Below are 12887 nucleotides of genomic sequence, written 5' to 3'. Positions count from 1 at the left end.
AAAGGATTTTTCCCCGTTTCGTCATACAAGTTAAATTCAAATTAAACGGGGAGGGAACAATAATGAAAAAAAAATTAACTGTTATTGCGATCACTGCAGGTATTATCGGAAGCAGTCTTTTAACCTCCGGAATAGCTTTCGGGGACGTAGACCCCATCAAAAATCTGAATAACTTAAAGTCAGCATTTGAATCAAATAAAAAGAAATTAAAAGAGATGCCGAATCAAACACCAGAAGAAATTGAGGCTACCGTTAAAGCTGGTAAAGAACTCAAGGATTTAGGCAAGGAAGTAGCAAAAAAAGAGCAAATTGCTGATCCCGATGGTGAAGCTAAATTTGCAAATCAACTTAAAAGTTATATCGCTGGTATGAAGGATTCGGTAAGTGAACTAAAACACATGGCGGAAGAGACAAAAGATAGTAAGTATCTGAAGAAAGCTGAAGAGCTTGAGAAAAAAATTGCTAGGTATGAAAAAGAACAACAAGCTTATCTAAAAAAAGAAGGAAAAACAGTGAAAGATTTACGTAAAGAATTAGATATTCCAGCGTATTAAACCAGGAGATTTAAAATAACAAAACAATAAATATCACGTAGTTGGGCTCATTATTAGACTGAAATAGCGGGAGGTTTTTTGCGTAAAGCAGACCGCCTCTCCCGTTGGTACACGATATGGACTTTGAATTATCGGGATCGAAATACACCTTTATTTATCACAGGAACTCTATTGAATTCGACATAATTAATTCTAAAAAATCTTCAAGAGTATTGGCCACTTTATCAACTTCTTCGAATTCGGGCTCATATCCACGTACAATAGCACCTTTATCATGGGTTAAATCAATCGCATAGAAGGAATATCCACCGTCAACTGACATAACTATTGGCAAGTAATTATCCCACCAAGCAGTTATTTCTGATTTCCAAATATCGTCGTTCACTGCTGCTTCTAAACTAAGCAATTCATATTCATTCCATTTAAACGCACTATCCGAGCTATTATTGAACTCATCCTCACAAATAAACCAAGTCTTCTCATTTGGTGTCATACATTTTTCAACCACACTTAAAAAATCCAAATATTCATTTGGGATTTTTTTAAATCTAGCTATAATGCTGCTATCTAAATTTAATTGAAACCCGGATTTTTCGGTTATATCCCAACCGTTTTCATTAGCCCAAATAATAAATTCGCCAATTTTTTTATTCATATTCATCACCTTCATATTCATCACCTTCATAATCGTTTTCTAACCACTGCTGTTTAACTACCCTGACTCTAAGAAGTCTTATACCTATTCCACAAGTCCAACCCATTCTCCTAGGTGAGCGAGGAAAATAAGCACATGGTGCTTCGGAACAAGGATGTCTTCTCACCCGAAGAAGTCGAATTTGCAATTCTGGAACCTGACGGTAAACTCAGTGTGTTGAGAAAAGAAGAACTACTGCCCGCAACAAAAAAAGATATAAAAGCAACTCTTGCGCCTGTTCAAAAAATTCCGACTGAGCTTATTGTTGATGGCAAAATCGCAGAAAAAAATCTTATAAAAATGGATGTCTGGTACTCATGCTTACACAGTCACGGCAGAAAACCGCACTGCAAATACAAGAGTAGATGTTGTAGGGCCAATCTCATTTAGCGGGCTGGCTGTTAAAACCAGAAACTAATCTGCGGTTCCCCACGCTGTCTGTAACGGCTCGTTATACGGCCATCCTTGGCGGGATGGCCTTTTGTAAATCAAGACTTGTCTCCTTCAGAATAATAAAGAAGCCGCGATTTACGCGGCACTTAATGAAATAAAGTTTAAAACGTGTTATATATATTTTCACATTCTTTCGCGGTCGGTTCATAAAAACAGTGCTTCTTCCATCGTCCTGCGAGCGGCTGATTATACCAAGTTGGCGGACAGGGCCCGGGATTTTCGAACGTTCCTGGACGGAAATACCACAGGGAGAATTTACCTGGCCAATTCCGCTCCCCATTCACAGCCCGTCGCGCCAGACGGCGTTCCCTGTCCCTTGCTTTTTGATAGTACAGACCATGTTGCAAGGCTTCGAACGCATGCGCCTGGTTGATCATTTGGGGAATGGTCCGGATTCCTTTAAAATCGGAGCAATTCGCTCTTACTCGGTTAATGCCAACATTTCCGACAAGGAGCATGCCCTGTTCGCCTTCGGTCTCAGCTTCGGCTCGAAGCAACCTTGCCAACATATTAATATCCTGGTCCCTGGCTTTTACGACTGCCATTGGATCACCTCTTTAGATTTCTAGACTCATCATATTGCAGGTGAAGCAGATGTGTTACTCTGGCAGGCAATTTAATAAAATGAACAAGCGCTATTTCACATAATGGCCGCTTTTTCGTCTGGGTTAAGAATCTACCTTTGGCAGCTAGATCCATCCAAATTCAACGATTACAGGTGTGATATAATAGGCTCTAACGGATGAATTTAGAGAATAGGTGTGTGGACCGATGGAAATAAAGCCGGAACCTCCAGCCAAAGCAAAACAACCGCTATACCTTACCGTATACAATGAACTTTTCAATAAAATCATGAGTGGTGTGTTCCCCTCCAATAGTCAATTGCCTACCGAACCTGAACTTGCCAAAATGTTCGACGTAAGCAGAATGACGTTAAGACAAGCATTAGCTCTATTGCAGGATGACGGGCTGGTAAAGAGTATTCATGGTAAAGGAAACTTTGTTACCCAATCTCGAATGGTGCAGAGAAATGACGGGCTGGATAAAATCGGAAATCCTATTTATAAGTGCCATACAGAGGCCATTGACCATGTCGACATCCAGTTCAGACTGGACTTGGAGAGTGACTACACCAAAGAGGTCCTGAAAAGGAAAGCCACGGCTGTGGTAGCCGTTGAGCGTTGGTATATGAGTAAAGGACAGGCGGTGGCTTTCGGATTTACCTTTATGGCAATTGAAGCCGTAACAGAATTGAACCTGGACCTCCAAAATGAAGAGCAGCTGTTGGACATGCTTGAGAATAAGGTATATGAGTTGGCTAACTCTGCAACGGTGGAGGTCAAACATTCTACGGTGATGAATACCTCCTCTCAAAAATTCGAACTTGATGCCGGCGAGGGGTGTGACTTGCTGCTGGAAAGTCTATATGTAAATGAACAGTATCCTATTGTATACAATAAATATTATATTCCTAAAGAATTTAGCCGGATTGTGATCAACGCTTCGAAAAAATAGGACGTATTATAATTGCAGGGCAGTGGTTTCTCCATTAAGGAGTGACCACTGCCCTTTTGCATAGGAGATCGCCTAAAGGGATACAATATGAGAAATTTACCCAGAAAAAATAAGTTGATAAAGGAATGAGATGTGTGGTACTTTATCCGTATACCAATTAGACAACTTATTATACAACTATATCATTTTGTAAAGAAAAGGAGATTTAATATGAGTACATCCCCTAAAGAAACGCCGCATATTCAACCTGGAGGAGCAGAGATCGCCGAGACGATTCTATTGCCGGGCGATCCCTTAAGAGCGAAGTTTATTGCTGAGAACTTTTTGGATAATGTCGTCCAGTTCAATGAAGTCCGCGGTATGCTGGGCTACACGGGAACTTTCAAGGGTAGAAAAATATCCGTGATGGGAACCGGAATGGGAACTCCAAGCATGAGTCTGTATTCATGGGAGCTGATTCATGTATTCGGTGTTAAGAATCTCATTCGAATTGGTTCCGCAGGGGCGATTCAAGATCATTTGAACCTGTATGATATCGTTTTCGCAATGGGTTCTGCAACCGATTCCAATTATGGACACCAGTACAATCTCCCGGGTCACTATTCGATTACGGCATCATTCGAGCTTTTGGAAAAAGCCAAGAAAATAGCGGATGCGCAGGGGCAGAAGGTTCATGTAGGCAATGTGCTCTCCAGTGACATCTTCTATAATGCGGATCCAACGGCGCTGAAGAAATGGAGTGAAATGGGCATTCTATGCGCCGAGATGGAATCTGCCGGCCTATATATGAACGCAGCTCATGCGGGCGTTAACGCACTATGCATCTTGACGATCAGCGATCATATTTTCAGACATGAATCCACGACGCCTGAAGAAAGACAGACAGCCTTCACTAAAATGATGGAAATTGCACTGGAACTTGCTTAATCATTCCATCCAAGAAAGGAATGTGGCTAATGGCTGCAATAACTGAACAAACACCGCAAACTACCCCATCCTTTCAGGCGAAAAGGGCCGTGCCTGTCATTTTGCTCTTTTTCGTTTTTGCCTTGATCGTCGATAACTCATTCAAGCTGGTTTCGGTAGCTATAGCCGATGATCTGGGAATCTCGGCAGCCGCGGTTAGCTGGCAAGCCTCATTGGCGGGACTTGTGATTGGAATCGGCGCTGTCATCTATGCCTCTTTGGCCGACACGATCAGTATCAGAAAGCTGCTGAGTGCAGGGATTATCTTAATCTGCATCGGTTCTGTTATCGGTTTTATTTTTCAGCACTCTTATCTGCTCGTTATTATTGCTCGTATGATCCAGACCGCAGGCCTGGCCGCGGCTGAAACTTTATATGTGATCTATGTAACGAAACACCTGCCCAAAGAGGAGCAGAAGAAGTTCCTGGGACTCAGCACAAGCAGCTATTCGCTTTCTCTTGTTATCGGTTCCATTACGGGGGGTTACGTGTCTACCTATTTAAATTGGTCCACGTTATTCTTAATCCCGCTGCTGTCTTTAATCCTGCTTCCCTTCATTCTTAAATATTTGCCGAAGGAACAATCCCGGAAGAGTCATGTTGATTTTATCGGTCTGCTTCTAATATCCGCCATTGCTACTTCAGTCATGATGTATTTAACGGATTTCAACTGGATTTTTATTGTGATCTTCGCAGCCGCAGCAGGACTATTTCTTGGCTATATCACCAAGAGTAAGAAGTCGTTCATCGGGATTTCCTTCTTCCAAAATAAACGGTTTGCAGCCGTTCTTGCCATCGCCTTTGTGATTTATTCCGTTCAACTGGGCTACATCTTTATTTTCCCCTTCCTGCTTCAGAAAATGTATAATCTTCAGCTCGATACCATCTCGCTGCTGCTGATACCCGGTTATGTAACGGCAATACTGGTCGGATCTCTGTCCGGAAAAATAGCAAAAGTATTGACCAATAAGCAGGCGGTTTCCATTGCTATGGTCATTATCGTATGCAGCCTGGCTTTGCCCGGCCTTATTGGAGGCTCGGTTATTGTATATGTTCTCTCCATGCTGCTGTTCTCGGGGTCATTCGCATTCATGTACGCACCTATGCTTGATTCATGTATACGCTCCATTCCTGTAGAAAGGTCAGGAACGGCCATTGGATTCTACAACTTGGTGTTGAATGTGGCCGTTTCTATAGGCATCACCTATACCGCGTCTCTAATGGAAGTCGTATCTTTTGGAACGGTATTGTGGATCCTTGCTGGAATTACCTTGTTCGCTCTATTGATGTACGGGCTGCTTGTAGGCCGACTCACTGAGTCCAAATAAGTAAAGATACCCTTAGCTTAAAACGCCCAAAACACTTCCAAAGAGGAAGTGTTTTGGGCGTTTTAAATATCTCCTGCGCTCTTGAAGTCGTTCTCCTTGAAGGAACTATGAAAGGCTATGACGAGGTCATAGCCTTTGAACTCACCTCTTTTTCACGATAAGACTTACCATAATTCTTGCGACGTAACTCGTTCAAATTCATCTAAGTCAAAAATAGCTCTCCTAATAGATCTATAGTCAGTCTCTGGTACCTGAACATGTTCCAATAGGGGCTTCTTTACGTATCGCTTTCGGCGCTTCCAGCGACCTCTCGCCTGACTTTCGCGGTTTCACCCTATTTCTCCATCGCTTCGATCGCATATTTCAACTCGACGTCTTGCCCGTCCATCATGCTTGCTTTGAACGTTTCTTCATTTAGGGGAATCTTGATATCGGGAACCGCGCCCCCCACTCCGGTTTGGTCCGCGTCTCCCTGGACCTTCTTGTTCTGATTGAGCGACCTTCCATCAGGGAACTGGATGACGTAGCCTTCCGGCATCTTGATCTCAATCGGGCTGCTCATGAGTCCGAACGAACCGGCCGTTGAGGTGAACCCTATGATTTTGACATTGGGCATGCCTTTTAGAACAAGAGGCATTCCTTCTCCCGAGCTTCCGGTTCTGCCGTTGACCAAGATGGCCACTGTCCCGTCGAAATAGGGCTCTGCAGGCTCGACCTTGACGACTTCATTCCGGTTCAGTTCAAACTCTCCCGTGTATCTGTTATAATAACTGGCATATTCGTAGTGTTTCATCTCCTTGACGAAGAAACCGGCCAGATTGGCGGCAAGCTGATCGTCCCCGCCGGGATTGTCCCGCAGATCGATGATCAAGCCTTTTACGTGCTTATCCTGGAACATTTTCAATAGGTCCGCCAGGCTTTTTTCAGGTGAGGTGACGTTTGAATTGGGGAGAAAATGCTTGATTTTCACATATCCATAGCCATTTCCAAGAATGTTCCCTTCAATGGGGGAAGCATCCAGATCGGCTTGGGTGAGTTTGGTTTTCGTCCTCTTCAACGTCTCGAATTGATCGTCATAAGCCGTCAGCTTTGTTCGGATAGGCTCGGACTCCCCCCAATTGCGAAATTCGACTTGTACTTCTTTGCCGATGGGCGCACGCACCATAAATCGTCCCTGATTGAACCTCTTCACCTCATCCGTAGCCATGTTGTTCTCACTCCATGTCGTGTGGCCGAAGGCTTCCCTCCCCGTTTTTCCGTCCCAGGCGACGATTTCCGCGCCTAGCTTCATTCCGCTCTTGGCTGCGGGGCTGTTCTCCAAAACCAGACTTACGAGAACTTTGCCGTTATCCAATTGAAAGGTGCTTAGTCCAAAGCCGCCGCCAACTTCCTTTTTAAATACCGTATTCCCATCGTACACATTATCGTTAACGATTTTGATATGTCCGTCCCGCAGAGAAAACAGGTATTCTCTTAGCGTTTTATAATACAAATCGAAGTTTTTGTCTTTCTCGGCCCCTTTGAAGATTGGCTCGTACTTGCTTCGGCGCTCATTCCAGTCGATTTTCTTCCATTCCCCGAACGGATATTCCCGCGACAATCTTTCATTCATGGCGACGAACGCCTTGGAGTAGCTCATGCCGCTAAAATCGCTAACCGGGTTGTACCGCAATACTCCCGCGTTTGCTAACGCAAACACAATGGGAGCAACCCCACATACGCAGATTACGCTCCTAACGATCCTGAATGCTTTCTTCTTCGGAGCCGTCCAGGCTTTAGGCTTTAACAGTCTCCTAATTGTGCATACAAACACGAGCAGCGTCAGCGACTCGATGATCAGAGCCAGAAGGGTCATGTCCCCGGACAGGACACTTGCAATGGCTGCGAGTACACCCGCACTGGGTAAAAAATCAAACCATCTGTAATACTTCTTGATAGGCACCGCGTAAACCGTCAATACGAATAAATTGATGATGCACATGATCAACTCATAAACCGTCAGCCATTTTACCGAATCAATCGTACCGATAACGCTCATTTTCCGTCTCCTCCCATTCATTTTCTCCTAGCAGCCGCCGCTGCGATATATTGAGAAGAGTATGGGAGAAATATGAACGGAGCGTGAACCGGTTTACGCTTTGTCAGGCGGAACGGCAAGCAGATGAACGACGACTTTCGTGCCTTGTCCGACTCTGCTTTCCATATAAACATCGCCTTGGTGAAGAGCGACAATTTTTTTGACGATAGCGAGTCCAAGGCCGTTGCCGCCGCTGCGATTCCGGGACAGGTCCGTCTTGTAAAAACGCTCGAAAACGCGGGCCAGTTGTTCAGGTGCAATACCGATCCCGGAATCGGATAAAGTCACGGTATATCCGTCCATGCGAGTCCTTAATTGAAAATGAATGAGTCCGCCTTCCGGCGTAAACTTGATGCTGTTGCCGAGCAGGTTCGTCCATACTTGATTGAGTTGATCCTTATCGGCCGTTATTACAGCAGCCTGAGGCAGATCCAGATCAATATCCATGTTTTTCTCTGACCATAGAGGTTCACAGTTCACGATAACCTGCCTGATTTGTTCGTCAAGATTAAACGTGGCGTACTCCAATGGATGGTGATTGGAATCGAGGGATGCGAGCTTGAGTAAATTATCGCTGAGCCTGGATAATCGGCCGCTTTCCGCCAAGATGATATCCAGATACTGAATGCGCTCGTCTTCGGCAATTGCATTCATGTCCTTCAGCGCTTTCGCAAAACCGGATATAGACGTTAACGGAGACTGAATCTCGTGCGACACATTCGAGACAAAGTCCTGGCGCATCCGCTCCAACTGCTTAAGATCAACCGCCATCTCGTTAAAGCTCCGAGCCAAATTTCCCAGCTCGTCCTTGCGCTTCACTCCCAGTTCCACATCGAAATCGCCCTTCGCAAGTCGTTTAGTCGCGGCAGTAAGCGTCTTGATCGGTTTTACAACATAGATCGCGGCTATGAGAATGCAGATGCTTCCCGTAACCAGAACAAACAAAAGGATGGTTAGCATCAAGTGAATGAGGGTCGATTCGTTTTTGGATGAGGGCAGCAAAAATAAAGCTTGACGCTCACCGCCGATTTGGAAAGGCAGCCCGATGAACGTCATCTTATCCTTGGAGGAAGATCGGTATATCTCGCCTTCCCTTACTTTCCGAATGGATTCCTGCGAAATCGCAAGATCGTCCGTGCCAGAGTCGTACTTGAAGGACTTCATGGCTCCAGAGCCGGCGTATAGTTGAACGGAGTAGGCGGTCAGCTTCACCATGCTTTCCATGAACTCATCCAAATTTGCCGGCCTCGTCTGTTCGTAGACGCGAATGATCTCCTCGCCCGCGGCCGCCAAATCGTTCTGCCCGATTCGGTCTATTTTTTCCTCGAACAGGGCGAGCCCAGCCAGAACGGAGACAAGCAGGCCTATTCCCATGGCAGTCAAAAACGTTAGCACGACGCGGACGTATAGAGATCTTGTCATTTCTTCACCTCTAGCCGGTATCCGAGACTGCGGACCGTCTCGATGCGGAAATGCCCGGCATCCTCGGCGAAACGTTCCCTAATTCTCTTAATATGGACATCGATGGTTCGGTCGTCGCCTTTGTAATCCATCCCCCAAATTTGCACGATTAGCTGTTCTCTGGTTAATATTTGTCCAGGGTGACAGGCCAGTTTGAACAGAAGCTCAAACTCTTTTAACGGCAAAATGAGCTCTTCGCCTTCTCGGATCACTTTGAAGGCCCGCCGGTCCAACACGATTCCGCCTAATTGAACGATCTGGGAGGCAACGATCCGATAACGCTTTAGCAGCGCTTTGACTCTCATCACAAGCTCCAAGGGATCGAAAGGCTTGGTCACATAATCATCCGTGCCGAGCTGGAAGCCTTTCACCTTTTGCCCCGGTTCTCCTTTGGCTGTTACCATAAGCAGTGGAATCTCCGGATAGAGGCGACGAATCTCCCTGCACAATTCCCATCCGTCCATATGCGGCATCATAATATCGAGAATAACGATATCGGCAGTCGAATTCTCCATGATGGAGAGCGCCTCGATACCGTCTGCCGCCTCGACAGTGTCAAACCCTTCGTTCCGCAAATACAAGGTGATGAGCTTGCGAATATGGGCGTCGTCGTCTGCGACAAGAATTTTGGTCATTTCCTGTTGGTCCCCTTAGAAAATTCACAATGTCGATCTCCGTATTATCAAATCTGTCAGACCAAGGGCCGTAAGGCTCGAAGCGTAAATATGCTGTTACACGGTGCCCTTCTTTGTGGAGTAAACTCACAAAATTAATCCTTAATCACTTGTGTATTCTGTATACTGATTGTCAAATTCACTATCGACTCATTTACATAAGCATTGATAAATACCGTACTTTCCACTTCCATAATCCTCCTCTAGGGGATAATCATATCTCTATAGCACCTTCCTCCAACACCCCTACAGGCCTCAAGGCTTACACCCTGCTTAATCTCGACCATCTTATTAATTCGGAACATAGTAGACGGTCAGAGTTCCCGAAAGCGGATGTTTCTACTCCGCCGCTTCCGCCAACCATACTTGCATAGCCGGAGATTCCGCCCGATTCAAACGTAGGGCGATTTCGGTATTGATCTCATCCGGCGGCATGACTTCGACAAGGACGCATACGGACTCTCGCGGTTGATTCAAGGCAAACAAGCCTTCATCATCGAGCATTTTCATCGCCAGCTCCATGGCCTTCAGCCTCAAATCAAACTCGCGATTCCCTTCGTCATTCTCAAGATCCGCAATGAAAGGACGCTCGATAAATCGTTGTTTAACGTGATCGAAGTTCTCATCCCCGAAACAACAATAGGGCGAATCGGCATAGGACCATTTGATGAGTTCCGCAATCGTCGATCCCGGTGTGTCACTTTCGTCTCCTTGCCTGGCCGATTCCCTCTCCAAAGCTTCCCGCGACCAGGCGGAGATGCTTGGCGTATGTCCCTCGCCAGTAGTATATAGCGTACAGTAATAATAACGTTCGCCATTTTCAAAAAGAGCGCGAAAAGATGTTCTGGCCGCATCGGCGATCTCTATCGCCAGCGTCTCTATTTCTTGCATCGGCTTCATGACAATGGCCCTCCTTTCCGTTAGTCGATCAGCTCAGGCCGTCTTCATCATTTATTCTTATTTAAGAACGCTCGTCAATCAGCCGTTCCAGAAATTCCGCAAACGTTGAAGCATACTCGTCGATCAAATCATTCATGAGATCATAACACATGACCGGAAATTCTCCCTGATTATCTCTAGCAGACGTATCAAAAAAATAAAGCTCGTCGCTATCCGGTACGAACAAGTCCAGTCTGTGGGGAAACCGGCTTACCCACCAATCCTCGGCTTTATTCAGTCTGTGTATATAAAGAAGGTCGCCGTCGTAATACTCTCTGTGTTCCGGAGCAGTGATCGCTAGAATATCCCCGCCACTCAACCGGGCATTACCGTAATGAACCAGCCACCAGCGATAAGATGGGGGCAGGCGGAATCCTAATTCCTCTTCGGCTTCCGCTATCCAGCTCTCTTCCGCACCATGACCAGGAAACCATTTTAAAGCGGAAGTCGTTTTTAGTTTTTCTGCCAAACGCTCATACATGAGTTCGATCCCCTCTCCCTATACATATGGTTTATTGTAAGTTTTGGATGTCTCTCTTGCTTCTACAAATGATATGGCAGCACTTTTCCTAGATCTGCACTCCGCTTTGGATTGAAGCAGCAAAATGCCAATCTGAATAGTAGTTTACCACAATTGGTATAAAATGCTTCGATCATTTGCCTCTTTTATAGGCATTAGCCAATTGGACTAGATACCAGACAGCCACACCCACCAGGGCAGTGAGCAGAAGATTTATGCAGCCGAACACGATCAGCGACTTCGCTTTGCCGGGGCCGATCCGGAAAGCGGCCGCGAGCTGGAAAACGGCGGGTAGTAGAAATGCCAGCCAAGAAACGGTTATAAGCTTTTCTGTTTTGAAGCTCCACCATACCGCCGAACATGATGCAACGAGCAATACCCAGGTACAGATAAACTTTAACGCAAACATTATTTCGGCATTCCTCCATTTTCCTTAATTATACATATGTTCGAGTCAACCGGTCTTCTGCCGTACGATAGTCCGATTTTATTGACGGCTAACCCCAGGGCTACAATCAAGTTATCGGAATATGCCTGAAGGCCGTCGAATTAATCGGCGGCCTGGTTGTGTGATTAACTATTTATGTAACTATTAGTGGCTCAAACTTAAAATCAGGGTTAACTTCACAGGCAGACGAGGCGGAGGGGTAGAGGGATTCTGGAAAAACGAAGTGGTCGCCAAGACTACTCCCTTTTATTGAAAACCCATTTTTAATAAAGATTGTTGTATTTCCTGGTCTGCTCTACTTTTGAAAGTTGCAAACTCCACGGAAGATAAAGAACTTGGAAGTTTCTGATTGATAAAGGAATCAAAATCGATTGCCGTTTTTAAAATGCGAAGCTTGTGCAGCAAAGGCAGTTGCTCCATTCCCGTCAAACGAGTCAAGCCTTTACAATTCCTGATAGATAGCTCCTCCAGTGCCTTCATTTCCCGGTCAAAGCTGATTTCTTGCAGCTTGATTTGATCCTCAATAACAAGTCTCTTCAGCGCTTGAAAGGCCGTAATATTGGTCAGGTCATGAAAGCCGCGCACTCTACTGATCTCAAGGTTCTCGATTGTATTCTCTTCAATTTCCTGAATATGCTCTCGGCCTCCAAGCAAAATGCGAAGGTGCTTCAGCTTCCTCAGCCGGTTAATAAAATGTAACGGCAGTTTGCTGATCGAATGCAGCGCGAGATAATTCAAGTCCTCCAGATAACCTATAGCATCCAGGTTTTTAACCTTGCCCCCTACATGCAACTCTTCCAGATAAGAGAACTCTTTAAAATATTGCAGGTTGAGGATCTTTTTATCCGAGATAACGTTTAAAATTTTTAGAGAGCGCAGCGTATCCATCCCCAGAATTTCCGAATTCTCCAGCTCGTATATATCTAAACTCAAACTGCGCAGGTTATCCAGCTTGGCCAATGCTTCGGTGTTATGTGCCTGGATGAGACTATCGAGGTGCAGCATTTTGACATGGGGAATCCGCAAGAGAGTATGACAATCAAAAGACAGGGAATAGTGGGCGTAGAAACGGACTCCGAAATCCTCATCCCAGCGCGCGCAAAGCTCGTCCACTTCTTCCAATATGGAGCCATAAAACTCCGGGTGAGAGAACTGGACAATGACTTGGTTGCCGCCGCGCAAGTCCTGCTCGATCTGAATCCGGTCCAGCGCAACAGGATTATTGATCAGAATCCTTCTTTTCCATATTTTACGCATT

Annotated in this window: 13 protein-coding genes and 2 pseudogenes; 6 read left to right on the top strand and 9 right to left on the bottom strand. The window is 45.5% G+C overall.

The genetic code is table 11. The annotated features are described in order from the left end of the window. The first annotated feature begins 62 nt into the window (after positions 1-62). Entirely contained in the window at positions 63-554 is a 492-nt protein-coding gene (locus AC58P5_RS19155) for a hypothetical protein (RefSeq protein WP_497389304.1), read from the top strand. A 157-nt stretch (positions 555-711) separates the two neighbouring features. Here the strand turns inward: AC58P5_RS19155 and AC58P5_RS19150 are convergent, their stop codons facing one another. Further along, positions 712-1209: an SMI1/KNR4 family protein gene (locus AC58P5_RS19150; RefSeq protein WP_497389302.1), complete on the bottom strand. Its 498-nt coding sequence runs from the start codon at positions 1207-1209 to the stop codon at positions 712-714. A gap of 135 nt (positions 1210-1344) precedes the next feature. Between AC58P5_RS19150 and AC58P5_RS19145 the strand changes: the two are divergent. Beyond that, positions 1345-1533 (top strand): annotated as a pseudogene (locus AC58P5_RS19145) (YetF domain-containing protein); the annotation flags it as partial. A 22-nt stretch (positions 1534-1555) separates the two neighbouring features. Continuing rightward, positions 1556-1666, top strand: a pseudogene (locus AC58P5_RS19140) (exosporium protein C); the annotation flags it as partial. A 136-nt stretch (positions 1667-1802) separates the two neighbouring features. Here AC58P5_RS19140 and AC58P5_RS19135 read toward each other — a convergent pair. Then, positions 1803-2246, bottom strand: coding sequence for a cell wall hydrolase (locus AC58P5_RS19135; RefSeq protein WP_497389300.1), 444 nt, complete (start codon positions 2244-2246; stop codon positions 1803-1805). Positions 2247-2472: 226 nt separating this feature from the next. On the opposite strand from AC58P5_RS19135, the gene AC58P5_RS19130 reads away from it, so the two are divergent. The 3 genes from AC58P5_RS19130 to AC58P5_RS19120 all read left to right on the top strand — a co-directional run bounded on the left by AC58P5_RS19130 (position 2473) and on the right by AC58P5_RS19120 (position 5510). Beyond that, positions 2473-3216, top strand: a complete 744-nt coding sequence (locus AC58P5_RS19130; RefSeq protein WP_497389298.1) for a GntR family transcriptional regulator — start codon at positions 2473-2475, stop codon at positions 3214-3216. A 210-nt stretch (positions 3217-3426) separates the two neighbouring features. Beyond that, complete coding sequence (gene deoD / locus AC58P5_RS19125) at positions 3427-4143, top strand: purine-nucleoside phosphorylase (protein WP_497389296.1); 717 nt, start codon at positions 3427-3429, stop codon at positions 4141-4143. Positions 4144-4172: 29 nt separating this feature from the next. Further along, positions 4173-5510: an MFS transporter gene (locus tag AC58P5_RS19120; protein ID WP_497389294.1), complete on the top strand. Its 1338-nt coding sequence runs from the start codon at positions 4173-4175 to the stop codon at positions 5508-5510. A gap of 334 nt (positions 5511-5844) precedes the next feature. Here the strand turns inward: AC58P5_RS19120 and AC58P5_RS19115 are convergent, their stop codons facing one another. The 7 genes from AC58P5_RS19115 to AC58P5_RS19085 form a co-directional block, all read right to left on the bottom strand. Then, positions 5845-7548 (bottom strand): S41 family peptidase, encoded by a 1704-nt coding sequence (locus tag AC58P5_RS19115; RefSeq protein ID WP_497389292.1) that lies wholly within the window; start codon positions 7546-7548, stop codon positions 5845-5847. 93 nt (positions 7549-7641) lie between these two features. After that, the gene (locus AC58P5_RS19110) at positions 7642-9009 is read right to left on the bottom strand and encodes a HAMP domain-containing sensor histidine kinase (RefSeq protein WP_497389290.1); all 1368 of its coding nucleotides are present in this window, start codon (positions 9007-9009) and stop codon (positions 7642-7644) included. Continuing rightward, positions 9006-9683, bottom strand: coding sequence for a response regulator transcription factor (locus tag AC58P5_RS19105; RefSeq protein WP_497389288.1), 678 nt, complete (start codon positions 9681-9683; stop codon positions 9006-9008). Before AC58P5_RS19105 ends, AC58P5_RS19110 begins: the two co-directional genes overlap by 4 nt. 378 nt (positions 9684-10061) lie before the next feature. Continuing rightward, positions 10062-10622 carry a DUF4303 domain-containing protein gene (locus tag AC58P5_RS19100; RefSeq protein WP_497389286.1) on the bottom strand — a complete coding sequence of 187 codons (561 nt, stop codon included), beginning with the start codon at positions 10620-10622 and terminating at the stop codon, positions 10062-10064. A gap of 61 nt (positions 10623-10683) precedes the next feature. Further along, entirely contained in the window at positions 10684-11142 is a 459-nt protein-coding gene (locus AC58P5_RS19095; RefSeq protein ID WP_497389284.1) for an SMI1/KNR4 family protein, read from the bottom strand. A 172-nt stretch (positions 11143-11314) separates the two neighbouring features. Beyond that, complete coding sequence (locus AC58P5_RS19090) at positions 11315-11590, bottom strand: hypothetical protein (RefSeq protein ID WP_497389282.1); 276 nt, start codon at positions 11588-11590, stop codon at positions 11315-11317. A 285-nt stretch (positions 11591-11875) separates the two neighbouring features. Beyond that, a complete protein-coding gene (locus AC58P5_RS19085; protein WP_497389280.1) occupies positions 11876-12886 on the bottom strand; it encodes a leucine-rich repeat domain-containing protein in 1011 nt (336 codons plus the stop codon). Position 12887: the final 1 nt, after the last annotated feature.

This window comes from Paenibacillus sp. JT31N7 (genome assembly GCF_059692095.1).
Note: the sequence above shows the minus strand (reverse complement) of the source record. Positions and strands in the feature narration are given on the sequence as shown.